Origin of the sequence: Paenibacillus sp. FSL W8-0426 (assembly GCF_037969725.1) — a bacterium.
Taxonomy (GTDB): domain Bacteria; phylum Bacillota; class Bacilli; order Paenibacillales; family Paenibacillaceae; genus Paenibacillus; species Paenibacillus hubeiensis.
In genome coordinates, this window is the sequence record NZ_CP150203.1 from 4,298,682 (window position 1) to 4,323,365 (window position 24,684).

Genomic DNA, 24,684 nt, shown 5'->3' on the forward strand with positions numbered 1-24,684 from the left:
AAAACCGATCTTGTCGGTTTTATCGTCTGCCGCCGCTGAATCTCCTGTCGACGATCCCGCTTGGTTGCTTCTATGTATCCCCAATGAACGGGGAGTATGTTGCATGCAATGCGTGTGACCGTCCCGACGTGCGAACATATCCCAGAAACATTGATGCAACATTTCAATATGCGTTCCTGAATTAGGAAACGGCGTTCTCCAGCGAAGGCAGCAAAATTTCGAAAACTTGGCCATGCTGCAAAATCGTGATGCCTCTCACTTTGTCTTTCATGACAACAACCTCTGGCTTAACGGACATGCGCTCCAAATAATGTTCTGGCACATCGCCGGAGTGGCTTACTGTGATGCCTTCTACTTCTTTTTCTTCATTCTCGGCCATATCCTGGTCTACGATTTGCTCGAAAATGTCCGAGAAAGCTTCAAAATTGTCTGTGTACACGGAAATGCATTTCATCATTACTCATCCTCTTCTGATTAAGAATTTAATTTTTGCCTTGAGGTGGTGCCACGTACCTTATCTTTCCTGATTTTGGGCGTTTTCATACGCTTTTTCCCTTCCCTGCACACGTCCAGCAATGGACAAACTTCGCATTGGGGGTTCTGCGCCTTGCAATGATAACGTCCGAAAAAAATGAATCGGTGATGAGTGATGGTCCACTCATCCCGAGGTACCCGCTTCATCAGTTTTTTCTCGACTTCAAGGACGGAATCGTCCCAGCCAGCCAAACCCAGACGCTTGGATACACGTTCAACGTGGGTATCCACCGCAATTGCCGGCACGCCAAAAGCGTTAGAAACAACGACATTCGCCGTTTTGCGTCCAACTCCCGGCAGCGTCACGAGCTGATCGTGTTCCTGCGGCACATCGCCATCGTACTGATCGATCAGAATCCGGCACATGTTCTGAATATGCTTGGCCTTGTTCCGATATAAGCCGATCCGCCGAATATCCTGCTCAAGCTCTTCCAAAGGCACAGCCAAATAATCGGCAGGGCTTTTGTACTTTTGGAACAGGTCTGCGGTGACTTTGTTTACCGTTTCGTCGGTACACTGGGCAGACAACAAGACAGCTACGGTCAATTCGAACGCATTCTCATGGTTCAATTCACAGTGCGCATCCGGAAACATGGCTGCCATCGTATCAAGGATATGTCTTACCGTTGCTGCATTCATGAAGAGCTACCTCCCGCAAAATCACCACACAATATGGGCTTATTAATCAAATGCCCGATTCGAGTCAGGGCGGTGTGGACGCCGGTTCGCTTGCAAAAAAAACGTCCTGATGCGGGAAAGATCCCGCATCAAGACGGTCATTCTTTTGATCCTCGAAAATAATTGATTACTGTTTTTGGATCTCCAGGACCACGTTGCCCAAAAGATACAATACAATATTATCATTATCTTTGAGAGATTGCACGCTTAAAGTCGTGTCACCCTGATGAACATATGTGCCCGATGACAGTGCGAAACGGTAATTGGTGTCGGAAGTGGACTCCCGTTTTACCAAAATTTGATTGCCCACGGCATCATACGACCAGAACTGCCTGTTTGCTACGGTCATTACACGAAAACGCGTGGAATTGTCCGTATCTTTCGTCACTTCCACGCGATCTCCTGCCGTCAGGCTTCCAATCGTCGTCAGCGTCGAACCGGATTTCAGCACTTTGATCGTTCCGCTCACAGGCACGGTTTCGGTTTGTCCATTGAACAACTTCAATGTAACAGAACTTGCATCCACCGCCGTCACTTGGCCCAGTGTACGCTTAACGACCTGAACCGCTTTTGCCGTCGTTCCTTCAAATGTAACATTAATCAGATTGCCTGCGGCCAATTGAGCCGCAGTGATCGATTGACCATTCTCTCCGGTGAGCACAGCTTGGTCCACATAGAAGTGGCTGGTCAACAAATCGGATTTTACTAGAATGCGGCCATTGGTTTCAATGGACAATATTTCGAATTGAGCTGTTGTATTCAGCGCAATCTTCTGCACGGCATCTTGAGCTCCGTTCAGCGTGATCGTAACGGAATCGCCTACCTTCAGATCGCTTAGTCCGGCACCCGCTTTGTTATAAATTTCGATCGTTGGCACCGAGTAATACGCCACCGTCACCGTTTGGTTATTGGACAGCAGACTGATCTTTTTGTTCGCCGTGTCAATATTGCTCAGCGTACCCTCGTATTTATAAATGACTTTCACTGACAGTGCGCGAGTACCCACATATGTCAGGTCTATTTTGCGGCCTTCATTCAGAAGGGTCTCCAGCCCGGCAAGCGTTGGTTTTGCTGCATTATAGTCCAGCTTCGTTTTTTCGTCCAGCGTGAACACGTACGGTCTTTTGTTGCTGTCCAGCACGGTCAGCACTTTCGTTTTGCTGTTGTACGATACGACTGAAGCGCCGTTCATCGGCTCCATCTGACGACTCACGACCTGAATGCGTGTCACGCGGTCATCGGAGTTCAACGTCAATTCGACTTGATCCCCATTGTCTGCATCGGTAATCAGATCGCTGAGCGTTGCTTTTTCGATGCCGCTAATGATCACTTCAGGCTGGTCAACCAGCAATTTGGCTTCAAGAGAACCACCCTCCCGCTTAAACGTCAGCGTGGATTGATTGCCACCGATCTCTACCAGCGTAGCGCGTACGTTTTGTTCTACGCCTTGCGACAGTTCAACCGTTTGCAGCACGCTATCCTTCACCGTGTACTTGATGGCACTGCCTGCAGTAAGCTCGGCAACAGGCAAAATACGGTCACGATAACGAATGATGAGGTTGTCATTGTACGTGTACTGCTCCGACTGGCCGGCAGCATTCGTGATTTTGATCGTTTTGCCCGAAGGATTGACCTCGGTTACCGTACCGCTGTCGCTTTTGTTCACGATGCCCGATTTCACCCGAATAACAACGGTTTTTTTGTCAGCAGAGAACGTTTCGCGCTGAATTTCAACCGTACTGTCCGCGGTAATGTCGGAAACCTTGATTGCATTCCCGTTCTGGTCGATGAATGCCGTAGACTCATCATACGCATATGTCTCGTAGTTTTCACCGACAAAGATGCCGACTTTGTTGCCGGACAAAGCGCGCGCGAAAGTGCCTTCCACGCTCTCTACTTGAGGGGTAGCGTCCAGCAATTCGACATAGGAAGCAGCACCATTCGATCCTCCGACAATCAGCACTTTGGTGTACAATTGCACATTGGGTCCGGCCGCGCGTACTTCACTGTCTTTGGTGAAATACGGAGTACTGGAGTTCACCGTGAAATTCATCGTTTTTCCATTGGCAACCAGCGTGATTTGATTTTCTTTCAAACCTGTGACATATCCGGTGTACGTGTTGGGGTAGGCCGTGTCCGTCAACCCTTCGCCGCGGCTGAAAAACGTTGCCAGCTGCGCACGCGTAACGGTCCCCGTCGGATTGAATTTGTTTCCGTCTACACCTTTGGCCAGATCAAGACTGACAGCAAGGTTTACATAACCTTTGGCACTGTCCGAAATGCTGTCATTGTCAGCAAATCCTGTGGACTGGGCATTTTGCGCTTTCGCTTCGTCATTTTTGCCCAAAGCGCGGATCAGCAGCTTTGCCGTCCATTCCCGGGATGCCGGTTTTTGGCCCCAGGTTGTATTCGCTACATCAGCAGCCGTTTCTTCGGTTTGATTAATAAGCCCCAGTTGAAGCGCCAATGCGACATACGGCTTGAAATAGTTGCTCACTTCCATGTTTGTCGGTAATGCTGCAGTCGTGCCGTCATTCAACTGGTTTTCTTTATTCATGAAACGGATGGCCATTGTTACGGCTTCTTGCTGCGTTACGGCGTCTCCCGGACGGAACAGACCGTTATTTCCGAGAAGGATCCCTTGGGATGCCAGCTTGTATACATGTTTTTCAGCCCAGTACCCTGCTTTAATATCGCTAAACAGGCCTGTTTGTGCGGCCGAAGTGGTGGTTGCCGCTGGCTGTCCTTGTCCCGTTTCGGTCGATTCGGCAGCCAGTGCGGCACCTCCTCCGCTCAGGGCCATCATGCCTGCAAGCATGGCGGACATTACTTTTTTCGAGTGTGATGGATTGTTATATTTAAAAGTCACCTATGATTCCCCTCTCTCATGTAAACGGTCGTTCCCCGTAGACTCACGATTGACAGCGTGCCATCCTTTTCGTAACCGAATTATTTCGTCATCGGATGTTCCAGATCGACATGTCCCATCAGGCTTTCCAGCTGTTTGCCGTCGACCAGCAGGTCAAGGGACTTCACTTCGTCGAATTGGAAATACGTATTTTTCAAAGCCTCGATAGCAAAAGACTCGCCGCCTGCACCCAAACGTGCCGTATCGGGCATGTGGATATCAAGCGTTAACGCGCCTTCTTTGAATGTGACGGACTTGAGTTCAATTTCCTTGGCCCAGAGCGGGACAAGCTTCTCGTCGCTGCTTTGCTGCAACGCTTCGAATGCGGACTTGTACTTATCCTGGTCGCTCGCATATGAAATGCCGGCTGTCGATTCGTGCAGCTCAAGCTCTTCCGGGTCCGTGAAAAACACTTTGATCGTTTCTTGCTTTACGCTTTCGGAATTCCCTTTGGTTTCGGAGCTTTGCGAACTCGCATTCGTTCCGTTGCCCGAAGTATTCGTAGAATCGGTTGTATTCGCAGACCCCGTAGAACCGCCTTCCGATCCATTCTGTGTCACCGTATCCGTTCCGGTCGAGTTTTGCTCCGGATCTGCCGTTACGGGATCCGTAATTTGCGTCTCGCCTTCTGTCTCGGTCACATTGTTCTCGGTTGTCGCACCTTGGGTCTGAGCTGGAGCTGCTGTCGGTTTACTGCCACATCCGGCAGCAACTGCCATCACTGTTACTAGCAATGCTGCAATCCATATCTTTTTGTTCATCTTAACTCCGCCTCCTATCATAAGGAACAACCCTTAATTGATTCCCAGATACTCCTTGATCCCTGCTACGATGCCTTTGGCCACACTGTTCTGGAAGCTTTCGGTGAACAGGACGGCCTCGTCGCTTGCGTTGCTGAGGAATCCGCCTTCCAGCAATACCGCCGGCATGGTTGTCTCACGGGTTACATGAAGACTTGCCGTTTTCACTCCACGATCTTTCAGTCCCGAGGACTGGACGAGGTGTTTGTGCATAATATCTGCCAGGGCTTTGCTGGTCGAACGCGTATAGAAGGTTTCTACACCATTCGCTGCAGCAGGACCGCTATTCGCATGAATGGAAACAAAGATGTCTGCTTTGATGTCCTCTGCAATTTTCACGCGCTGCTTCAATTCAAGAAACGTATCGTCACTGCGCGTCAGCACAACGTTAATGCCTGATTCCTGTTTCAACAAGGCCTGAACCTTCAAAGCCATTGCAAGATTAAAGTCTTTTTCCTTTTTGCCTGTAATACCAATGGCCCCCGGATCATGATCACCGTGACCCGCATCGATAACAACCACCTTTTTTCCGTCCCCAGTACCTGGAGTGGTTGTGTTTTGTCCTTCTTTGTTCAAGTTGATGACGACAAGGCCTGAGTCGCTCTCCACTTCATAGCCTTTCGCACTTGTCAAATCAATGACGAAACGAATGGTGGATGGGCTGTTGTTATAGAGCGAATAACGAATTTTCGACACATCCGGATAACCGCTAACCACGAGCTGTCCATTCTGATTGCTGTCCAAGGCTTGTCCTTCGCTGAAAGAATCTGCGAAAGCAGTGTTCGGCAAATCGATAACGATTCGATCCGGTCCTGTCATCGTGAAAACATTCGGCTTCGTGCTGCCGCTTGTGGCGATCATGAAGCGGTTTTCGCTGAAGCTGATGGCGTTCACCAGTACAAGACCTTCCTGATCTGAACTTCCGCTTTCATTTCCTGCATTCGGAGGTGTGATCGTTCCGTTTCCGGAGCCCGAGTTCTGGGTAACTAATGTTACCGTCTTCGTAGTGTTGTTCCAACCCACCTTAAGGCCCATTTGTTCGCCTACAAAACGCAAAGGCACAAGTGTAGTACCGTTTTTTACGATTGGCGGGGCATCAAGGCTAACGTTACTGCCGTTTACGGTTGCCGTTTTCTTTCCAACGACCATCTTCATGACGGTGTTATCCTTGGAAATCGTTACGGTGCTTGTTTTTTGCTGCCAGTCCACGCCGTATCCGAGACTTTCGGAAATAACGCGAATCGGAACCATCACTTTGCTGTTGATGTTTTCCGCTTTGGCGTCGGATGGCTGCACGATTTCCTTCCCATCAAGAACAATTTTTGTGTCTGCGGCCGCATGGCTATAGCCCGGGAAAACGAGCCCAAAGACAAATAACAGTGCCAAAAAACCGAACTTCTTCATCCTTCACCCCTACCATTCTCACATTTTATTGCCGCATGTTAAGATGACCTTGATCCGCCAGGTCAACTAGGCATTACCGGACACCTCATTAGACGTCCGCTTCCACCAAAAGTTGCGAATATATTCCAACATATCTGAGAATAAACGCTGTCAAATCAAGCTTTTTCTACATTTTCATGTCAAACTTCGCCCAGTTTTATCCATCAAACATCTTGAAACAACGAGCGTTCTTAAATCCTACACAAGAAACAATTACCAGCTAATTGCCCAAATATTCTACGATTCCATCCACGATGGCTTGCGCGCATTTATTCTGGTACTCCTCTGTAAGCATAACGGCTTCATCCGCGGGATTGCTCAAAAACCCAAGCTCGAGCAGTACAGCGGGCATCGTTGTTTCCCGCGTGACATGAAGGCTTGCCGTCTTAATCCCCCGGTCCTTAAGTCCTGTGGCCTGCATTACGTGTTTGTGCAATACATCAGCCAATGCCTTGCTTTCCTTGCGGGTGTACAACGTTTCAATGCCATTCGGGACGGGAGTCGTAAACTTGTTTCCATGAATGGATACAAATAGCACCGCCTGATTCAGCTCAGCGATGTCAACGCGCTGCTGAAGCGATAGCTCCGTATCGTCCTGACGCGTCACCACGGTCTGAATGGTATCGTACTGTTGAAGCAAAGCCTGCACTTTAAGCGCCACCGCAAGATTGAAATCCTTCTCGTGCGCTCCGGTCACGCTCTCCGCGCCCGGTTGTCTTCCGCCATGTCCCGGATCGATCACGACGACCTGCTTTCCTTCCTTCCCCGGTGTGGAAGGTTCCGCTGTCGATTCTCCAAGGCCTCCAGTCAAATCTACCAGCAGTACATTGTTATCTCCGAGCGACCATTTGGCTGTCGCAGGCTGCTTCAGGTCAAACACGACACGCACCGTTGAAGGCGAACTGCTGAACAACGCATAACGGATTTGGGATACCATGCCGGAGTCATTTACGGCAATCCGGCCGCTGCCATCCGGCGATCCGGCTTGTGCTTCGATAAACGAAGACGAGAACGCCGTTTCGGGCAGGTCAACCATAATTCGATCCGGTTCGGACAGACTCGATATCTTCGGAGCGATGCTGCCGTCTACAGCCACGATCAAACGATCCTTGTCATAACTGATGCTTTGCAGTAATGCCGTTTGTGCAATCGGTGCTTCACTCGGCTCCTCCTGCTCGTCCTTCTCGATAACAGGCGGGACGCTTTCCAAACTGACGGTTTTGGTACCATTATCCCAGCCAACGTGAAGCCCCATGCCCTCACCGATAAAACGAAGGGGGACCAGTGTCGTGCCTTGTCTGATCAAAGGAGGAGCATCCAGATTGACTACGGTACCATTCACGGTGGCCGAGGTCTTGCCTGCGCTCATTTCGATATGGCTGTTGTTTTTTTCAACCCATACCGTTTGGGTGGCTTTCTCCCATTTCACCTGATAACCGAGATTTTCAGACACGATGCGAATGGGAACCATCACCGTTTTGCCGATGTTTTCGGCTGGTGCTCCAGCTTGCTCCACTCTGACGCCATCAATGATAATGGAAGGTGTGACGTTAGCAGCATGTGCAGCTACAGGCAACAAACAGAGGAATAACAAAGCAAAGACAGCTGTCGACCATTTCTTCATAAATCCTCCACCAATCTGTTTTCTTTTGAACGTCCGTATGTATCTTTCCATAATCTACTAACCAGTTTATCAGATAATGTCCTGCAATCCGGTTACAACGTTGTCATATTTCGACGGCATAATGACTGCATCGAAAAAGAAAAACCGCCGACTGAAGCAGAGACGAATGTCCCCGTCCAGTCCGACGGTTTAGTTTGAGGAAAGCATTGGTTTAGCCAAAAAGTTTGGCGGCATGACGTTGTTCGTAAGCCGTGATGGCATCATCATGCTGAAGCGTCAGGCCAATGTCGTCCAAGCCTTGCAGCAGGAACTGGCGGCGATGTTCATCCAAATCGAAATCGATGTGCAGGCCGTGCGCATCCGTAATCGTTTTGTTTTCCAGATCCACGTTCAGCTGATAACCTTCATGCGCTGCGGTACGCTGGAACAGGTCCTCGACCTGCTCTTCCGACAGCTTGATCGGCAGAATGCCGTTTTTGAAACAGTTATTGTAGAAAATGTCCGCAAACGTTGGTGCAATGACGCAGCGGAATCCATAATCCATGATCGCCCATGGTGCATGCTCACGAGAAGATCCGCAGCCGAAGTTGGCGCGCGAAATGAGAATGGATGCCCCTTCATAACGGGGTTTGTTCAATTCAAAAGAAGGATTGTTGTTTCCCTCTTCGTCAAAGCGCCATTCGTAGAACAAAAACTGTCCAAATCCGGTGCGCTCGATCCGTTTCAAAAACTGTTTCGGAATGATTGCGTCCGTATCCACGTTTACGCGGTCAACCGGTGCCACGATGCCTTGCAATGTTTTGAATGCTTCCATATCTTCCGTTCTCCCTTCGTTCCCTGCTCTTAGATAACTGCTTCCGTTTTGAAATTCCAGTCACGCACATCGACGAAACGGCCTTTGACCGCTGCGGCTGCCGCCATCGCCGGGGAAACCAGATGAGTACGTCCGCCGCGTCCCTGACGTCCTTCGAAGTTCCGGTTGGATGTCGACGCACAACGCTGGCCCGGTTGCAGTACATCCGGATTCATCGCCAAACACATGCTGCATCCCGCTTCGCGCCATTCAAATCCTGCTTCGATAAATACTTTATCGAGACCTTCCTTCTCGGCTTGCAATTTAACTCGGCCCGATCCCGGCACCACAATCGCTGTAACGCCGCTGGATACTTTGTGCCCTTTAGCCACTTTCGCAGCCGCACGCAGGTCCTCGATCCGTCCATTCGTGCAGGAACCGATAAATACGTAGTCAATCTCGATGTCAGTGATGGCCGTTCCCGGCTCAAGTCCCATATATTCAAGCGCTTTTTCAGCTGCTTTGCGTTCGTTTTCGGTCGGCAGTTCAGCCGGTACGGGAACTCGGGAAGAAATGTCCGTCCCCATGCCCGGGCTAGTGCCCCATGTAACTTGCGGAATCAATGCTTCCACGTCGATTTCAACGACGCGGTCAAATTCAGCGCCTTCATCGGTTACGAGCTGTTTCCAAGATGCGACGGCTTCTTCGAATTTCTCGCCTTGCGGCACATACTCGCGTCCGCGCAGGTATTCGAATGTCGTTTCATCCGGCGCGATCATGCCGGCTCTTGCTCCACCTTCGATGGACATGTTGCAGACCGTCATGCGCTCTTCCATACTCAGTTCGCGAATCGCTTCGCCTGTATATTCGATGACATATCCTGTCGCAAAGTCCGTGCCGTATTTGGCGATGACCGCAAGGATCATATCTTTGGCCGTTACGCCAGGGTTGCGCTTGCCGACGAAGCGCACTTCCATCGTTTTGGCTTTCGCCTGCTGCAAACATTGCGTGGCCATGACGTGTTCCACTTCGCTCGTACCGATCCCAAATGCCAGCGCACCGAATGCTCCGTGCGTCGAAGTATGGCTGTCGCCGCAAACGATCGTTTTGCCCGGATGCGTCAAGCCGAGCTCTGGACCCATAACGTGCACGACCCCTTGATCAAGCGTGTCCAGGTCATACAGCTTCACGCCAAAGTCACGGCAGTTTTGGGAGAGGGTATCGATTTGCTGTTTGGAAATCGGATCTGTAATGTTGTAACGGTCTTTCGTCGGTACGTTGTGGTCCATAGTCGCAAACGTCAGCTCAGGGCGACGGACTTTGCGGCCGCTCAGGCGCAGACCTTCAAACGCCTGCGGCGAAGTCACTTCGTGTACAAGATGCAGATCGATGTACAGAATGCTTGGTTTGTTTTCTTCCTGATGAATTACGTGGTTTTCCCAGATTTTCTCAAACATCGTTTTTTTACTCATCATTTTCACCCCATCATAAGTTCGGTCCTTGGAAGAGCTTCGACGTCTTCAATTGGCTCGGCTCTTGAATGACATAAATATATCACTCGTCTCTTCATTGTTCCAAGATATAAAAACTATAGATGCGATAGGTTTTACCTATACAGGATGAAACGCAAATAAACCATTGCAAGCTGCAGCGGTTTTATTGATAACAATTATCATTATCATAATTACATAGTACGCTGTCGGTGCTTGTGTGTCAATGCTTTTCCAGACATTTGATCGTGTAAATAAACGTTATGGGGCAGGCCTTTGCGTATTTTCCCCAAAGATGTTGAAGGGACTGCGCTCCGTAATCCGTTCCCGGCCGGGGCAGCTGCGAGCGTTTTATCCCGACAAGTGATTTCTTCGCGGGGAATGATTATAATGTAGGCATAACGAAAGGAATGACAAGAACGATGGAATTAAGACAGCTTCAATATACGTTGCAGATCGCCGCCGAACGCAATTTCTCCCGGGCCGCCGAGAAGCTGCACATTGCGCAGCCATCCCTCAGCCAGCAGTTGTCCAAGCTGGAGAAGGAGCTTGGTGTGCTGCTTTTTCAGCGCAATACCAGCACAGTGGAATTGACCCATGCAGGGGTTACTTTTGTGGAGCAGGCGCAAAAAATCGTCGATGCCGTGGAGCTGCTCCGCCAGGAGATGTCCGACATCTCCCAGCTGCGCAAAGGCAAGGTTGTCGTCGGCAGCATGCCGATCACGGGCTCACATCTGCTTCCTCACGTGCTTCCGGCATATAAACAGGCTTACCCCGACATTGAAGTCACCCTGCTGGAGGATGCGGGCGGCGCGCTGGAAAAGCTGACGGCGAGCGGCAAAGCCGATCTCAGCCTACTCTCGCTGCCGCTCCAGGAACCAAGTCTGTCTTACGTAGCGATCGGGGAAGAGCGCATCGATTTGGCCGTTCCGCCTCATCACCCGTTGGCGAAGCGCGCCGATCCCGAGCATCCGGTTCCCGTCACGATGGAAGAGCTTCGCGATGAGTCCTTTATCGTACTCAAAAAAGGACAGGGATTCCGCAAATTGACCTTTGACCTTTGCGAAAAGGCTGGGTTCGATCCACAGGTCGTGTTCGAAAGCAACAACATCGAAACCGTGCAATCCCTTGTGGCCACAGGCATGGGAATCACCCTGGTGCCGCGTTTCATTGCACGGGCCCCGCGGAGCGAATTCGTGCCCGTTTACGTTCCGCTCGCAGAACCTGTGCCCAGCCGCACGCTCGTGGTTGCCTATCGCCAAGGCAGGGTGTTATCCAAGGCGGCGGAAGCGTTTATCCAAACGTTCAAAGACACGGTATCCGGGTTATCGGAGGAGTAACAAAAGTGAAGAAGTATACAAACATCAAACGAATGAATTTACCCTGCACTACAGCCCATTTTGCAACAAATGAGGCACTACAGCGACTGAAAGGCGTATCGTCAACATGTTCCTGAAGCTGTAAGGAACCTGAGACACCTTATGAAGTCTAATTTCGTGGATATAGAATGCTAACGAACTCAGCACACGTTATTTAAGCAAAACATCCCTCTCACCGCTGCTTTTGCGCCAAATAAGGTGGCTAGTGCTCTTCTGTCAATAAAGTGGACACTCTCGTTTATGAGGTTTTTTGGTAATACTGTTGCTCGAATTCCAAAGGAGACAGGTAACCCAGTGCACTGTGTGAGCGTTTGCGATTATAAAAGAATTCCAAGTAGCGATATAGTGCTTCATAGGCTTCTGCCTTCGTTTTAAATCTAGGGATGCGATAGATCAGTTCTCGCTTCAATGCGCTGTGAAAGGCTTCAATACAAGCATTGTCATAGCAGTTTCCAGGCCTGCTCATACTCGCTTTCATACCATACTGCTCCAGCTTGCTTCGATACTCTTTGGAAGCATATTGTGCCCCACGGTCAGAGTGGTGGATGAGTCCTTTTGCTGGCATTTTCGCAGCATAGGCCTGGTTTAGCGCATCCATGACGAGATCAGTGGTCATGCGGTCGCTCAATTTCCAACCTACGATTTGCTTGGTATACAGGTCCAAAATGCTGGCTAAATACAGCCTCCCCTGACGACATGGAATGTAGGTAATGTCTGCAACCCATTTTTCGGCCGGTTTTGAAGCTGAGAAGTCTTGCTGAAGCTCATTGGAAGCTATCGGAAACGTATGTCTGGAATCCGTTGTACACACTTTAAACTTAAGCGAAACACAGGAACGAAGTCCGTTTTCGCGCATGATGAAGCCGACCGTACGCTCCGATACGACCCAACCTTCTTTTAAAAGTTCATTGCGAATACGAGGACTACCATACCTCGAATCCGAGTCATGATAGTGCCACAAAATTCGATTCGTAAGGCGTTTCCTCCGCTGATCTCGGTTGGATGGTGCAGCCAAACGCCATTTGTAGTAGCCACTCCGAGACACTTGCAAGACCTTGCACATCTTCTCCACTCGAAAGTCGGAGCGATACTCTTCGATGAATTGGAACCTCAGTTCTTTTCCTTGCTGAAGATGTGCAGCGCCTTTTTTAGAATAGCCAATTCTTCTTTGAGATCTTCAATTTCACGGTCTTTCCGGCGTTGTTCTGCTTCATTGGCCCGTAGTGTTTGTTCGAGATTTCGGATCTTTTCGGGATGATTGACGCTTTCCTGATCGAACTGCCGATACTTGGTCATCCATTGACTCAGCGTACTTTTAGGAATATTTAAATCTTCCGCTACATCGGATAACGTCTTTGTTTGCTCCTGAATGTACTTTACCGTTTGTTTCTTAAATTCTTCATTGTAACGTTGCCGTTGTTCTCCCATGCCGTGGACACCTCTTCTTTCGTTAGGTCTATTATTTCTGTTCCTTAACGATGTGTCCACTTTTTATTCTAGCTGCATAAAGTTCGTTAGCCGTCAAGGAGCATGAAATCCACCATATAAGGTGGCTGGGGTTCGTTAGCGCCGCATCAAAAAGGAGCTAATGTGCCGGGTTGCGGTGACCCGGCACATTAGCTCCGCCCACTTCTCTTCAATCTTCGACCTCAGTTGCTTTTCTCATGCACCGTTGGCTTGCCGAATCATACGGACAATCTCGTCATTTCCCGCTTCAACTGCCCGATCCAGCGGGCTTCCATCGTATGACCTCATCTTGCCTTTGAATCTGACAGGTTGGGTAAAATCTACCTCCCGTTCAAGCAGCAGCCCCACAATCTCTTTGTGTCCAAGCCCGCATGTCATGGCACGCTTGATGCAAAATTTCTTTGGTTTGTGATCGCACATTGGACATTTGGGTATCCTCCCAAAGCTTTAACCTGATTGGTCTTCAAAGTTTCGAACTCTTAGTTGCCAAAGTACTTTTCCGGTCTGCGGTCCTCGAACACAGGAATGCGCCCACGCACTTCATCCACCAGCGAAGGCCGGATCAATCCGGTCACGATCTCTTCCTCTTCCCCGCCTTCGGCCACAATTTCGCCCCAAGGGTCGATAATGAGGGAATGCCCGAAAAAGGACGTATCCCCTGCATTGCCTACCCGGTTGCACGCAATCACGTACATTTGGTTCTCGATCGCGCGGGCAGTCAGCAGCGTGCGCCAGTGATGCAATCTCGGATGAGGCCACTCGGCAGGCACAATCAATGCTTTTGCTCCATTCAGCGCAAGAGTCCGGGCCAATTCGGGAAAACGAATGTCGTAACAGATGGACGCACCGGCCGTCAGCCCCTCTTCCAATTCAAACAGCTCCGGTTCGGCGCCAGGCTGCAAATATTTTTCTTCATCCATCAGGCGAAACAGATGCAGCTTGTCATATCGAAGGACCTCCTGCCCTTCTTTGTTATAGGCATACATCGCGTTGTAGATGTGGTCGCCCCGTTTCTCGGCAATGGAGCCGCCCACGATCGAAATGCGGTGTTTTTTCGCAAATGCCGACAACCACGCTCTCGACTTTTCTCCTTCCGGATCGGCCAGTTCATGAATTTGCTCCAGGGCGTAGCCCGTATTCCACATCTCGGGCAGCACGGCCAGCTCCAAATCCGGATACTGCTCTACCGCTTGTTCGAGCCGTCTTTGCATATGTTCATGATTCGCTTCCGGGTTCCCCAGTTGGATATTGCCTTGAATCAAAGCCACTCGCATTTCTGCCTGTTGTTGTTCTGTCATGTCAAGCACCCCTCCGACCATAATACTTGTAATCATAGCTTGATTCCCGGAATGCCTGCAACATCCTTTTGAACAAGCCTGGTCATCGCGTCAAGCGCCAAACAGGGCGATTAGACCGACACGTCCAATCCGTTCAGCAGCTCCGGCAGCAGGGTCTGCAGCCTGCAGCTCGTCAGCGCATCTCCCATATTCCAAACACGCTCCTCCAGTTTGTATACTTGCCCGCTTTTCACCGCATGCAGCGCCTTCCATTCATCGCTTTCAAACAAATGCTCCGTCGCCATTCGCGCTGTATCGCTCTCAGGCATCATGACAAAGATGCGGTCGCCGGCATACTGGCTAACCGAATCCGTTGAGATTTCCTTATATGCCCGGCCTGCGGACAAGGCATCCTGCACCTTGCTCACCGGAATAAATCCTTTTGGATGATACAGAAACGGGGCCAGTCCGATGTTGCCCATGACGAACAAACGAGCTCCCCGGTGATGCACCAGCACCGATGCCGTTTCCCCAGGCCGAATCCATGGCTGCACGCTGTCCCACATCTCCTCCGATCTCCGATGGTAAGCGCCCAGCCACGCCTCTGCTTCCGCTCCCATGCCAAACCAGCTGCCCACTCTGCACATACGTTCTTCCAAATCCGCATGGGAGTTGTACATCAGCGTAGGCGCAATGCGGGAAAGACGCTGGTACAGCTGCTCGTTGCTGCTGTCGAACAAAATCAAATCCGGCTGCTTCTGTACGGTCCACTCCAAATCGAGGGGCGTCAAAGCGTCGTGCGATGCGTGGTCAAGGACGGGAATGCCGAGCGCAAGCAGGTCCCCTGCCGACTCTCCGTAAAACAATATGCGCTCGGGGGTCCGGGGAATGTTCAATTCATGCCCTGCCCAATCCTGAACAAGCGTTTGCCGTTGAAGGGATTTGTCATATTGGCGGGGGGCCAAACCGGTGTGCTTACGGAAACGTCTGCTGAAATAATATTCATCCCGAAAACCTACCCGGCTTGCAATATCCCGCAGCGGTTCATCGGACAACGCCAGCCATTCCTTGGCCTGTTCAATGCGTACGTAATTTACGTATTCAAGGGGCTTGCGGCCCGTAATTTGCCTGAACAATGCCGTAAATTGTGCGGGGCGCAGATTGGCAAGCCTGGCCAATTTTTGAACGCTGATATCCTGCGCATAGTGCTCGTCCACGTATTGAATCGTGCCTTGTACCCGGGCTTCCGGGCTTTGTTCCGTTTTGGGCAACGTGTACCGGGTCACGATCAGTTCCATCAATTTATGAAATTGCACGTTCAGCCGGCTATATTCCGCATCCGTCCGATACTGTCGACCCGAATGCAGCAAATCAAGCATGCCGCTGATCTGGGCCGGCGAAAATCCGTTCAGCCGATCCCTCATTTCAAAAAGAGGACGTGTGTACAGTTCGGGATCACCGGTTACCATATGTACAGCATCATAATGGAGCACTATATATTTCAAGGCATTCGGGCGATCATGCTCCAGCTGATAGTTTTCTCCCGGAGCCAAGGGATAGATTTTTCCTGAAACAAACGGATGAGACTCTCGGCCAATATATATGCGGCCTTCTCCCTGCTCGCAGAACAGGAGGGTGTGACGGTCACAGCTCACTTCAAGCATGACTTGACCGGATTGCTCGATGCACCGTTCGATATGACGATATCGAAACAGGAATGCCGCGAAAAATAAAGGAGCGCCGTTTGCATTCATTTTTTGCATTGCCGTTCACCTCATGACTCTTCTAGTGAGAATTGTTATCAACCATTTATTTCTTCTGATTATACGTCAGCACCCGTCATTATTCCAGCATATATGCTCACACAGCTATACATGAAGAGGAACCTGAAGGACTGCGTAAAATTCGCATGTTTCGAAATGAAAAAGAGCCGTCCAACAAAATACGTTGAAGGCCCTCTATTCCAATACAGATTAACACGTCTGTTATTGAAGCATCTGTTTCGGCAGCTCCTTTAAGAGCCACTCTCTGGAAGTGGCATCGCTCGATGCTTTGACGATATCGAAGCGATACACCTTTCCCTCCTTCACAGCGGGCAGGTTGTTCCATACCTCGCTCTTGGTCAAATCTTCCGTCGATTGCTGCGCTTCCTGGCCCACGGCATTAAGAATGAAAATGCGGTCTCCGGCGATTTCCGGCAATTTTTCCTGCGAAATCTCGATAAAACCAAGCCCTTCGTCCAACACCTTCTGAATCTCGGGAGTCGGTTTCATGCCGCCCTCTCCGTAAAGCAGCTGTGGCAATCCGGCACCGGCCATCACGAACAATCGGTTCCCCGGATACATCGTGAATACCGACGCGGTTTCGTCTTCGTTAAGCCCGTGCTCGCGCAGCTGCTTCCACATGTCCTCTGTCGCTTTGGCATGGGCAGCCAGCCAGGTCTCTGCCTCTTGCTTTTTGTTCAACAGATCGCCCAAAAAGCGAATTCTCTCCTCTAACGGCCAGAAGGAATTAAACGTCACGGTCGGGGCAACTTTTGAAATGCGGTCATACTGCGCTGCGTCGTCATTAGAGAAAATGATCAGGTCGGGATTCAGCTCAAGCGACTTTTCAACGCTGATTGGAAAGCCGACGTCCTCCGCTTCAGCCACTTGATCGTCGAACACGGTCCCTTCATTTTTGAGGATACCTACAGGAACAACGCCAAGGACCAACAGATCCCCCGTAACTTCGCCATGGTAAATGACACGCTGCGGATGGGTCGGAACCTCTACCTCATGACCGCTCCAATCTTTAAAAATTCTGGTCTCGCTTGTGTTTTCCGCTTCTGCAGTAGTCTCTTCTTTTCCGGCTGCTTCGGTTGTTGCCTGAGACTCGTTCGACGCGGCCGCCGTTGTTTCTCCTTCGCCTGAACCATTGGAAGACGGATTGCCGCAAGCAACCAGCAGCGCGGATAACGCCGCGATCATCAGTGCTGCGCTCAGTGCGCGAAAGCCTTGTTGTTTCATTTTTCTTTCCCCCCATAAATATGCGCTTCAATCAAATTGATATTGATTATCATTATCGTAAATCATCATAAAATAATGGCATTCTCGAAAGCAATGGACAAACCTGAATGCTGAGCTTTGAATTTTGTGCAAATCCGCTTCGATGCTGTACGGAAAAGAAAGATGATACATTATCCCCTCTATACAGCTCGGGATTGGCGTGATAAATTAAGGGATACGATCCATTCTAAGAACCGGAGTGATGTTGACCATGAGCCAAAAAGAGCAAATACAAGGCCGTTCTGCCTTTCCGATTCCTACAGCCGATATCATGGGACAGCTGCCGACGCAATTTTTCGCTGCCCTTGTGCAAAACGTAAACCGGGAAATCGCCGGCGGGCATGACGTGATCAACCTGGGACAAGGCAATCCGGATACGCCAACCCCTTCCCATATCGTCAAAACGTTGCAGCAATCCGCGGAGAATCCGCTTTATCACAAATACTCCCCTTTCAGCGGCTACGCCTTCCTCAAGGAAGCCATCGCGCAGCGTTATAAGGAAGATTACAAGGTGGATCTGGACCCCGAAACGGAAGTTGCCATTTTGTTCGGAGGCAAAACCGGGCTTGTTCAACTGCCGCAAATTTTGCTGAATCCCGGCGACGTCTGCCTGGTCCCTGACCCGGGTTATCCGGATTACTGGTCTGGCGTTGCGCTGGCCAAAGCCCGCATGTCCTTCATGCCGCTGCTGGAGTCCAATGCATTCCTGCCCGATTACGAGGCCATTTCTCCCGAGGACCGCGTGCAGGCCAAACTCATGTACCTGAACTATCCGAACAACCCGACTTCGGCAACGGCACCGCTCTCCTTTTACGAAGATACGGTCAAGTTTGCAAGGGAGAATCAAATCGTTGTTGCCAGCGATTTCGCATATGGTGCCATCGGGTTCGATGGCCATCGACCTGTGAGTTTCCTTCAGGCTCCCGGAGCCAAGGAAGTCGGTATCGAATTTTATACGTTGTCCAAAACGTACAACATGGCCGGTTGGCGGGTCGGATTTGCGCTTGGCAATGCGGAGATCATCTCCAGAATCAACCTGCTCCAGGATCACATTTACGTCAGCCTGTTTGGCGGCATTCAGGCAGCGGCTGCGGCGGCACTGACTTCCTCGCAGCAATGCGTAACCGATCTGGTGGCCAGATATGAATCCCGGCGCAACGCGTTTTTCGATGCCCTCGCTTCCATCGGATGGCATGCGTCCGAACCCGGAGGTTCCTTCTTCTCCTGGCTGCCTGTTCCGGAAGGGTTCACCTCCGCCTCCTTCGCGGACCTGTTGTTGAAGGAAGCCAAAGTCGCCGTCGCCCCAGGCATCGGATTCGGCGAGCATGGCGAAGGTTATGTCCGGGCAGGACTGCTCAGCGATGAAGCACGGTTATGCGAAGCGGCTGAGCGAATCGGCAGACTGGGCCTGTTCCGATAAGCAAAACAGGCCTCGGTACCCTTTGCATCTGCCAACTTTCCGTGGTATGTTATTAAAAACGTCTGCTTTATCGTGATGACTGTGATAATGGTCATTTATCCATATGAAATGAAACGTAATGACGGGACCAGTACAAAAGAACAAACCGCGCCCAGAGAGCAAATTTCGCCGGGCTGAAAAAATTTGCCGCGGTTTCTTTTGGAATCCTACCCCCGAACGGCCTGTGAAAGCAGGACAGTGCCTTCTGTTACAAGGCTCGAGCCGGATGATGGGAACATCATCAACAAAGGTGGTACCGCGGAAGATAACTTTCGTCCTTTTGAAATTCAAAGGGACGGGAGTTTTTTTGTTATATCAGCGTGTTCGTTCCGGGCCCATCGCCTGGAATCAACGCATTCAATTCAGTCTAAGGAAGTGAAAGCATGTCCTCACGTATTGTCGTTAAAATCGGCAGCAGTTCCCTTACATCGGATGAAGGTGGACTAAACCGCGATGCCATCGCGTTCTTTGCCCGAGAGATTGCCGCCCTTATGGAACAAGGCCATGAAGTGCTGCTGGTGACTTCCGGGGCGGTCGCTGCCGGATTCCGCGAAATCGGCTATGCCCAGCGCCCGAAGCTTCTGCATGAGAAGCAGGCTGCCGCCGCTGTCGGACAGGCGCTGCTCATGCAGGCATACCAGCAGGCTTTGGCGGCGCACCGCGTCACCCCGGCGCAAATTTTGCTGACCCGTACCGACTTCCACAGCCGCAAACGAATGGGCAATGCGGGCATGACCGTGGAAGAGCTGCTCAAACAGCGGGTTTTGCCCATTTTTAACGAAAATGACACCGTCTCCGTGGACGAGCTCAAATTCGGCGACAATGACCTGTTGTCCGCACTCGTGGCCAATCTCGTTAAAGCACAGCATCTTGTGATCATTACGGACACCAATGGCCTCTACACGGCTGACCCGCGCAAAGATCCGAACGCCTATCGCTATGACCGCATCAGCGAGATTACCGAGGAAATTTATGCATATGCAGGCGGCTCCGGATCATCCGTCGGCACAGGCGGCATGCGTTCGAAGGTGGATGCAGCCAAAGTGGCCACGCGCGGAGGCGTTCCCGTCTTCGTAGGCAGCGTCAAAGAACCCGGCGACATGCAGGATGCGGTAAACGGGACGGGTAAAGGAACGTATTTCGAAACACGACTCGGGGCTCTCTCCCGCAAAAAGCAATGGCTCGGCTTCATGTCCACCCCTCTGGGCACCGTCGTCGTCGATGCAGGCGCCGAAGAAGCGCTGGTGCATGGCGGCCATAGCCTGCTGCCGGTCGGCGTGAAGCGTGTGCTCGGTTCGTTCCATGCCGGAGACGTCGTCGAGGTCGTCGGCCCTGACGATACGCTGCTCGGCCGGGGCATCGTCAACTACGACGACGATCAGCTTCGCCTCATTGCCGGCCTGCCGAGCGGCGAAGTGATCCAACGGCTGAACAGCATCCATCGCCTCGAAGTGATTCATCGGGACGAGTGGATTACATTAAAATAAATGAGATCCAGTTGAACCAACCATTTATACGATAACGGAGTGGGCAGAAAGAATCTGGAGAAGCGAAGCGTTCTAAAAAGCTTTCTGAAAGAAAGCTGCAGCGGAAGCATAGGCTTATCACCGGATTTCCCCATGAAAAAGGGGATCCAAAAATTCCGGAGATAACAGCGATCGGAAGATGGTTCTGACTACGTAGCGGTCCCGTGTAAAAATCATTGGTGCAACTTATATTGAACTACTATTAAGGGGGAACTGATCATGAGTGAAGTAAGAGAAAAAGCAACGAAAGCCCAAGCGGCCTTGACGCAGCTCAACCGTCTGACCACGGAACAAAAAAATACGGCCCTGCTTGCCATGGCCGACGCATTGATCGCCGAATCCGATTCCATCATTGCCGCAAACGCGGAGGATCTGGAGCGCGGCAAACAACAAGGCACGCCTGAATCCATGCTTGACCGGCTTGCCCTGAACAAAAGCCGCATCGAAGGCATCGCGGATGGCCTGCGCCAGATTGCCGGCCTGCCTGACCCTGTCGGCGAAATCCTCGAATCGTTCACCCGTCCAAACGGCCTTCACATCGAGAAGCTGCGTGTACCGATCGGCCTGATCGGCATCATCTACGAAGCTCGTCCAAACGTGACCGTCGATGCGGCGGGATTGTGCTTGAAAACGGGGAATGCCGTGCTGCTGCGCGGCGGCTCCTCCGCCCTTTCGTCCAACCGCCGAATCGTTGAGGTGCTGACGAAGGCGCTGGCGGCGACCGATCTGCCGCCGGACGCGCTGCAGCTTGTCGAAGATGCGGATCGCGCATCGGTGGATGAAATGCTGAAGCTGAACGGCCTGCTGGATTGCATCATCCCTCGCGGGGGAGCTTCCCTGATCCGCAACGTGGTCAACAACGCCACCGTGCCCGTCATCGAAACCGGTGCTGGCATCTGTCACACCTATGTCGATGAAACGGCAAATCCTGAAATGGCTGCAGAGATCGCCTTGAACGCGAAAGCGCAGCGTCCGTCTGTCTGCAATTCCATGGAAACCCTGCTGCTGCATTCCGCTTATGCCGAACAGCATCTGAATGCAATGGCTGAACAATTCCGTGAAGCCAGCGTAACGATGAAAGGATGCGAAACGGTACGCCGCCTGGTGCCCGATGCACTTGAAGCGACGGAAGAGGACTACGCTACCGAGTATAATGATTACATTTTGAATATTCGTGTCGTGGACAGCCTGGATGAAGCGCTTCGTCACATCGCGAAGTACGGCACCAAGCACTCCGAATGCATCGTGACCGAAAACGCGGATCATGCGGCCCGGTTTCTGCAAGACGTGGATGCTGCCGCCGTGTACCACAATGCGTCCACGCGCTTTACGGATGGTTTCGAATTCGGATATGGCGCCGAGATCGGCATCAGCACCCAGAAACTTCACGCACGCGGTCCAATGGGCCTGCCTGCCCTGACATCCACGAAATACCGCATTACCGGAAACGGCCAAATTCGGCAATAATACACAGCTGATAGCTGACTAGGAGGAACGATAAACCATGAGTCAAGAACAACAAACACTGCTGCAACAAAAGATTACTTTCCATGGCGCGGGCGCGATGGCGGAAGCCATCGTCCGGGGACTGACTTCCCGCCTGGTCGTTCGGCCTAGAGACATTACGATGCTCAACCGCAGCAACAAAAAGCGCCAGGAAGAACTAAGCGCCAAATACGCGGTGCATACGGGAACGGCATCGGAGTCTTTGGATATCCTTGCGGATTCTCCTGTCATCGTGCTTGCCATGAAACCGAAGGATGCAGCAGCGGCTTTGCGTGAATTAGGCCCGATCCTGAAGCCGGATCAGCTGATTGTTTCCGTGATTGCCGGATTGTCCATCCGCACCATGCAAAGCATCCTTGGACGGAAGCAACCCATTGCCCGGACCATGCCGAACACGTCCAGCACCATTGGGCTCGGGGCTACCGGCATTGCGTTCTCGGCGGAGATTACGGACGATCAGCGCAGCACGGTCATGACCATGTTTGAAGCCGTAGGCATCGTAACGATTGTTCCGGAAGAAAAACTTGAGGTCCTTACCGGCATTTCCGGAAGCGGCCCGGCTTATGTATACTATTTGATGGAAGCCATGATCGCCGCGGGCATTCGCGGAGGACTGTCCAGTCAGCAATCGCATGACCTGACCGTTCAGACCGTGCTCGGCGCAGCCCGCATGGTGCAGCAAACCGGCATGGAACCGATGAAGCTTCGCAGCGACGTGACCTCTCCTGGCGGAGCGACGCAAGCCGCGCTCAAAACGCTGGATGAAGGCGACTTTTTCGAAAACGTAATTGCAGCCGTGAACCGCTGCGCAGAGCGCTCACGGGAGATGGGGGCTGCTTTGGAAGGGGATTTGAAATGAGTAACATGTGTACGGCCACGTATCGTCTGCATGATGATCGTGCCGATTTTCGCAAAAAAGCGGAATCGATCGCGGTTGGCATGACCGTCGGAAGCTGGACCGAGCTGCCTCAAGCCAAACGCGAGGAAATGCAAAAACATCTTGGCGAAGTACTTCAGGTACACGTTCATGAAGCCGAAGGCATGGCGCCTGGCGAGCGTTATGCCGACATCACGATCGGGTACCCCGACGTCAATTTCAGCCGGGATATCCCGGCTTTGCTCGTCACAGTCTTTGGCAAAATCTCGATGGATGGACGTATCAAGCTGACGCGTCTCGGGTTCTCCGACAACTTCCTGCGGGCATTTCCGGGCCCAAAATTCGGATTAAACGGCGTGCGTGACCTGCTTGGCGTGCATGACCGTCCGCTCTTGATGAGCATTTTCAAATCCGTCATCGGACTGAACGCGGATGAACTGCGCGAGCAGTTTCTGCGTCAAGCACTCGGCGGCGTCGATCTGATCAAGGACGACGAAATTTTGTTCGAAAATCCGCTCACGCCAATCGAGAAAAGAGTCGAGGTCTGTATGAAGGCTGCCGAGCAGGCGAGCCGGGAAACCGGCAAAAAGCTGCTCTATGCCGCCAATTTGACTGGACCGACGTTCAGGCTGAAGCAGCAAGCCGAGCGGGCTATTCATGCCGGCGCAAACGCATTGCTTTTTAACGTTCTCTCTTACGGCTATGACGTGCTGCATGAGCTGAGCAGCGATCCGGACATTAACGTACCGATCATGGCCCATCCGGCTCTGGCCGGGGCAGTGTATCCTTCGCCGCATTATGGCATTTCTGCTTCCGTGCTGCTTGGGCAACTGATGCGCCTGGCCGGAGCGGACTTGGTATTATTCCCATCCCCTTATGGCTCCGTAACGATGCCCAAAGAGGAAAACATGGCCATTACCGAACAGCTGCTCAGCCCGGAATTGCCCGTGCGCGCCAGCATGCCTGTGCCTTCCGCCGGGATCCATCCGGGACTGGTTCCACTCATCCTGAACGACTTCGGGACCGACGTCATCGTCAACGCCGGAGGCGGCATCCATGGTCACCCGATGGGCACGGAAGCGGGAGGACGAGCCTTTTTGCAGGCCATCGAGGCTGCAGGACGTTCCATCCCGTTGACCGAATACGCCGCAGAGCATCCCGAATTGAAGACCGCACTTGATTTGTGGGGTGCAGGCCGATGAGAAGCGACAAAAAAACGGTGATTTTTTGCGATTTTGATGGCACGATCACCCTTTCGGACAATATCGTCGCCATCATGAAACATTTTAACCCCGAAGGCATCGCACCGATCATGAAAGATACGGTCGAGCAACGAATTTCGCTGCGTGAGGGCGTAGGTGCCATGTTTGCCCTGCTGCCATCTTCGCAAAAAGACGAAATCGTCGAATTCGTGCTTGGACAAGCGGGCATTCGTGAAGGGTTCGGCGACTTTCTGGCATACGTGCGCAATGAAGGCATCGAATTTAACGTAACGAGCGGCGGCATGGATTTTTTCATTGAACCTCTGCTTGCGCCATTTGATATTCCGCAGGATCATGTATACTGCAACGGCGCGGATTTCTCGGGCGATCGCATCCGGATCGAATGGCCGCATCCCTGTCAGCCTCCATGCGAAAATGGTTGCGGCATGTGCAAAACGACCGTCATTCGCTCCTATGCAGCCGACCAATATAACCGCATTCTGATCGGGGACAGCCTGACCGACTTCGAAGGCGCCAAAATCGCCGATCTGGTCTACTCCCGCTCCATTTTGACGGACAAGTGCATCGAACTTGGGGTCGATCATGTCCCGTTCACCACGTTCCACGATATTATGGAAGACATGAAACAGAAGCAAACACAAGGAGTGCTGTAA

Annotated in this window: 21 protein-coding genes and 1 other annotated feature; of the genes, 7 read left to right on the forward strand and 14 right to left on the reverse strand. The window is 51.6% G+C overall.

Going from position 1 to position 24,684, the window contains the following annotated elements; translation table 11 throughout:
• Window positions 1-181: 181 nt before the first annotated feature.
• From MKY59_RS19045 to leuC, 8 genes are all read right to left on the reverse strand, one after another.
• Window positions 182-454: an NAD/NADP transhydrogenase alpha subunit gene (locus MKY59_RS19045; RefSeq protein ID WP_236420091.1), complete on the reverse strand. Its 273-nt coding sequence runs from the start codon at window positions 452-454 to the stop codon at window positions 182-184.
• A gap of 20 nt (window positions 455-474) precedes the next feature.
• Window positions 475-1,173, reverse strand: a complete 699-nt coding sequence (gene nth, locus MKY59_RS19050; RefSeq protein ID WP_339273167.1) for an endonuclease III — start codon at window positions 1,171-1,173, stop codon at window positions 475-477.
• Between the two features lie 166 nt (window positions 1,174-1,339).
• Complete coding sequence (locus MKY59_RS19055) at window positions 1,340-4,081, reverse strand: S-layer homology domain-containing protein (protein WP_339273169.1); 2,742 nt, start codon at window positions 4,079-4,081, stop codon at window positions 1,340-1,342.
• A gap of 80 nt (window positions 4,082-4,161) precedes the next feature.
• Entirely contained in the window at window positions 4,162-4,881 is a 720-nt protein-coding gene (locus MKY59_RS19060; protein ID WP_339273171.1) for a GerMN domain-containing protein, read from the reverse strand.
• Window positions 4,882-4,914: 33 nt separating this feature from the next.
• The gene (locus MKY59_RS19065; protein WP_236419666.1) at window positions 4,915-6,324 is read right to left on the reverse strand and encodes an N-acetylmuramoyl-L-alanine amidase family protein; all 1,410 of its coding nucleotides are present in this window, start codon (window positions 6,322-6,324) and stop codon (window positions 4,915-4,917) included.
• Between the two features lie 259 nt (window positions 6,325-6,583).
• A complete protein-coding gene (locus tag MKY59_RS19070; protein WP_339273173.1) occupies window positions 6,584-7,987 on the reverse strand; it encodes an N-acetylmuramoyl-L-alanine amidase family protein in 1,404 nt (467 codons plus the stop codon).
• Between the two features lie 211 nt (window positions 7,988-8,198).
• Window positions 8,199-8,801 (reverse strand): 3-isopropylmalate dehydratase small subunit, encoded by a 603-nt coding sequence (gene leuD, locus MKY59_RS19075; protein WP_236419670.1) that lies wholly within the window; start codon window positions 8,799-8,801, stop codon window positions 8,199-8,201.
• Window positions 8,802-8,830: 29 nt separating this feature from the next.
• Window positions 8,831-10,252, reverse strand: a complete 1,422-nt coding sequence (gene leuC / locus MKY59_RS19080) for a 3-isopropylmalate dehydratase large subunit (protein ID WP_236420093.1) — start codon at window positions 10,250-10,252, stop codon at window positions 8,831-8,833.
• A 440-nt stretch (window positions 10,253-10,692) separates the two neighbouring features.
• On the opposite strand from leuC, the gene MKY59_RS19085 reads away from it, so the two are divergent.
• The gene (locus MKY59_RS19085; protein WP_236419672.1) at window positions 10,693-11,610 is read left to right on the forward strand and encodes a LysR family transcriptional regulator; all 918 of its coding nucleotides are present in this window, start codon (window positions 10,693-10,695) and stop codon (window positions 11,608-11,610) included.
• 277 nt (window positions 11,611-11,887) lie between these two features.
• Here the strand turns inward: MKY59_RS19085 and MKY59_RS19090 are convergent, their stop codons facing one another.
• The 6 genes from MKY59_RS19090 to MKY59_RS19115 all read right to left on the reverse strand — a co-directional run bounded on the left by MKY59_RS19090 (window position 11,888) and on the right by MKY59_RS19115 (window position 17,401).
• Complete coding sequence (locus MKY59_RS19090) at window positions 11,888-12,811, reverse strand: IS3 family transposase (RefSeq protein ID WP_339278439.1); 924 nt, start codon at window positions 12,809-12,811, stop codon at window positions 11,888-11,890.
• The gene (locus MKY59_RS19095) at window positions 12,760-13,077 is read right to left on the reverse strand and encodes a transposase (protein WP_339272616.1); all 318 of its coding nucleotides are present in this window, start codon (window positions 13,075-13,077) and stop codon (window positions 12,760-12,762) included. The genes MKY59_RS19090 and MKY59_RS19095 overlap by 52 nt, the downstream gene beginning before the upstream one ends.
• A gap of 234 nt (window positions 13,078-13,311) precedes the next feature.
• Window positions 13,312-13,536: a hypothetical protein gene (locus MKY59_RS19100; RefSeq protein ID WP_339273178.1), complete on the reverse strand. Its 225-nt coding sequence runs from the start codon at window positions 13,534-13,536 to the stop codon at window positions 13,312-13,314.
• A 59-nt stretch (window positions 13,537-13,595) separates the two neighbouring features.
• Entirely contained in the window at window positions 13,596-14,414 is an 819-nt protein-coding gene (locus tag MKY59_RS19105; RefSeq protein WP_236419676.1) for a carbon-nitrogen family hydrolase, read from the reverse strand.
• A gap of 110 nt (window positions 14,415-14,524) precedes the next feature.
• Window positions 14,525-16,156, reverse strand: a complete 1,632-nt coding sequence (locus MKY59_RS19110; RefSeq protein ID WP_339273180.1) for an AraC family transcriptional regulator — start codon at window positions 16,154-16,156, stop codon at window positions 14,525-14,527.
• Window positions 16,157-16,378: 222 nt separating this feature from the next.
• The gene (locus tag MKY59_RS19115) at window positions 16,379-17,401 is read right to left on the reverse strand and encodes an ABC transporter substrate-binding protein (RefSeq protein WP_339273182.1); all 1,023 of its coding nucleotides are present in this window, start codon (window positions 17,399-17,401) and stop codon (window positions 16,379-16,381) included.
• 250 nt (window positions 17,402-17,651) lie between these two features.
• On the opposite strand from MKY59_RS19115, the gene MKY59_RS19120 reads away from it, so the two are divergent.
• The 6 genes from MKY59_RS19120 to MKY59_RS19145 all read left to right on the forward strand — a co-directional run bounded on the left by MKY59_RS19120 (window position 17,652) and on the right by MKY59_RS19145 (window position 24,684).
• On the forward strand, window positions 17,652-18,860 hold the full coding sequence (locus MKY59_RS19120) for a pyridoxal phosphate-dependent aminotransferase (protein ID WP_339273184.1): 1,209 nt from the start codon (window positions 17,652-17,654) through the stop codon (window positions 18,858-18,860).
• A 109-nt stretch (window positions 18,861-18,969) separates the two neighbouring features.
• Window positions 18,970-19,182 (forward strand) — a binding site (T-box leader).
• 100 nt (window positions 19,183-19,282) lie between these two features.
• Window positions 19,283-20,386: a glutamate 5-kinase gene (gene proB / locus MKY59_RS19125; RefSeq protein WP_236419685.1), complete on the forward strand. Its 1,104-nt coding sequence runs from the start codon at window positions 19,283-19,285 to the stop codon at window positions 20,384-20,386.
• Window positions 20,387-20,644: 258 nt separating this feature from the next.
• On the forward strand, window positions 20,645-21,892 hold the full coding sequence (locus MKY59_RS19130; RefSeq protein WP_339273186.1) for a glutamate-5-semialdehyde dehydrogenase: 1,248 nt from the start codon (window positions 20,645-20,647) through the stop codon (window positions 21,890-21,892).
• A 37-nt stretch (window positions 21,893-21,929) separates the two neighbouring features.
• On the forward strand, window positions 21,930-22,790 hold the full coding sequence (gene proC, locus MKY59_RS19135) for a pyrroline-5-carboxylate reductase (RefSeq protein WP_236419689.1): 861 nt from the start codon (window positions 21,930-21,932) through the stop codon (window positions 22,788-22,790).
• Complete coding sequence (locus tag MKY59_RS19140; protein WP_339273189.1) at window positions 22,787-24,010, forward strand: 2,3-diketo-5-methylthiopentyl-1-phosphate enolase; 1,224 nt, start codon at window positions 22,787-22,789, stop codon at window positions 24,008-24,010. Before proC ends, MKY59_RS19140 begins: the two co-directional genes overlap by 4 nt.
• The gene (locus tag MKY59_RS19145) at window positions 24,007-24,684 is read left to right on the forward strand and encodes a 2-hydroxy-3-keto-5-methylthiopentenyl-1-phosphate phosphatase (protein WP_339273191.1); all 678 of its coding nucleotides are present in this window, start codon (window positions 24,007-24,009) and stop codon (window positions 24,682-24,684) included. Before MKY59_RS19140 ends, MKY59_RS19145 begins: the two co-directional genes overlap by 4 nt.

What these genes read in the sequence shown, in the direction of transcription:
- MKY59_RS19120 (WP_339273184.1), top strand. Translation starts at nt 17,652, where the DNA reads ATGAGCCAAAAAGAGCAAATACAAGGCCGTTCTGCCTTTCCGATTCCT.
- MKY59_RS19100 (WP_339273178.1), bottom strand. Translation starts at nt 13,536, where the DNA reads ATGTGCGATCACAAACCAAAGAAATTTTGCATCAAGCGTGCCATGACA.
- MKY59_RS19115 (WP_339273182.1), bottom strand. Translation starts at nt 17,401, where the DNA reads ATGAAACAACAAGGCTTTCGCGCACTGAGCGCAGCACTGATGATCGCG.
- MKY59_RS19065 (WP_236419666.1), bottom strand. Translation starts at nt 6,324, where the DNA reads ATGAAGAAGTTCGGTTTTTTGGCACTGTTATTTGTCTTTGGGCTCGTT.
- leuD (WP_236419670.1), bottom strand. Translation starts at nt 8,801, where the DNA reads ATGGAAGCATTCAAAACATTGCAAGGCATCGTGGCACCGGTTGACCGC.
- leuC (WP_236420093.1), bottom strand. Translation starts at nt 10,252, where the DNA reads ATGAGTAAAAAAACGATGTTTGAGAAAATCTGGGAAAACCACGTAATT.
- MKY59_RS19110 (WP_339273180.1), bottom strand. Translation starts at nt 16,156, where the DNA reads ATGCAAAAAATGAATGCAAACGGCGCTCCTTTATTTTTCGCGGCATTC.
- MKY59_RS19045 (WP_236420091.1), bottom strand. Translation starts at nt 454, where the DNA reads ATGAAATGCATTTCCGTGTACACAGACAATTTTGAAGCTTTCTCGGAC.
- MKY59_RS19105 (WP_236419676.1), bottom strand. Translation starts at nt 14,414, where the DNA reads ATGACAGAACAACAACAGGCAGAAATGCGAGTGGCTTTGATTCAAGGC.
- MKY59_RS19070 (WP_339273173.1), bottom strand. Translation starts at nt 7,987, where the DNA reads ATGAAGAAATGGTCGACAGCTGTCTTTGCTTTGTTATTCCTCTGTTTG.
- MKY59_RS19145 (WP_339273191.1), top strand. Translation starts at nt 24,007, where the DNA reads ATGAGAAGCGACAAAAAAACGGTGATTTTTTGCGATTTTGATGGCACG.
- MKY59_RS19140 (WP_339273189.1), top strand. Translation starts at nt 22,787, where the DNA reads ATGAGTAACATGTGTACGGCCACGTATCGTCTGCATGATGATCGTGCC.
- proB (WP_236419685.1), top strand. Translation starts at nt 19,283, where the DNA reads ATGTCCTCACGTATTGTCGTTAAAATCGGCAGCAGTTCCCTTACATCG.
- proC (WP_236419689.1), top strand. Translation starts at nt 21,930, where the DNA reads ATGAGTCAAGAACAACAAACACTGCTGCAACAAAAGATTACTTTCCAT.
- MKY59_RS19130 (WP_339273186.1), top strand. Translation starts at nt 20,645, where the DNA reads ATGAGTGAAGTAAGAGAAAAAGCAACGAAAGCCCAAGCGGCCTTGACG.
- nth (WP_339273167.1), bottom strand. Translation starts at nt 1,173, where the DNA reads ATGAATGCAGCAACGGTAAGACATATCCTTGATACGATGGCAGCCATG.
- MKY59_RS19095 (WP_339272616.1), bottom strand. Translation starts at nt 13,077, where the DNA reads ATGGGAGAACAACGGCAACGTTACAATGAAGAATTTAAGAAACAAACG.
- MKY59_RS19060 (WP_339273171.1), bottom strand. Translation starts at nt 4,881, where the DNA reads ATGAACAAAAAGATATGGATTGCAGCATTGCTAGTAACAGTGATGGCA.
- MKY59_RS19085 (WP_236419672.1), top strand. Translation starts at nt 10,693, where the DNA reads ATGGAATTAAGACAGCTTCAATATACGTTGCAGATCGCCGCCGAACGC.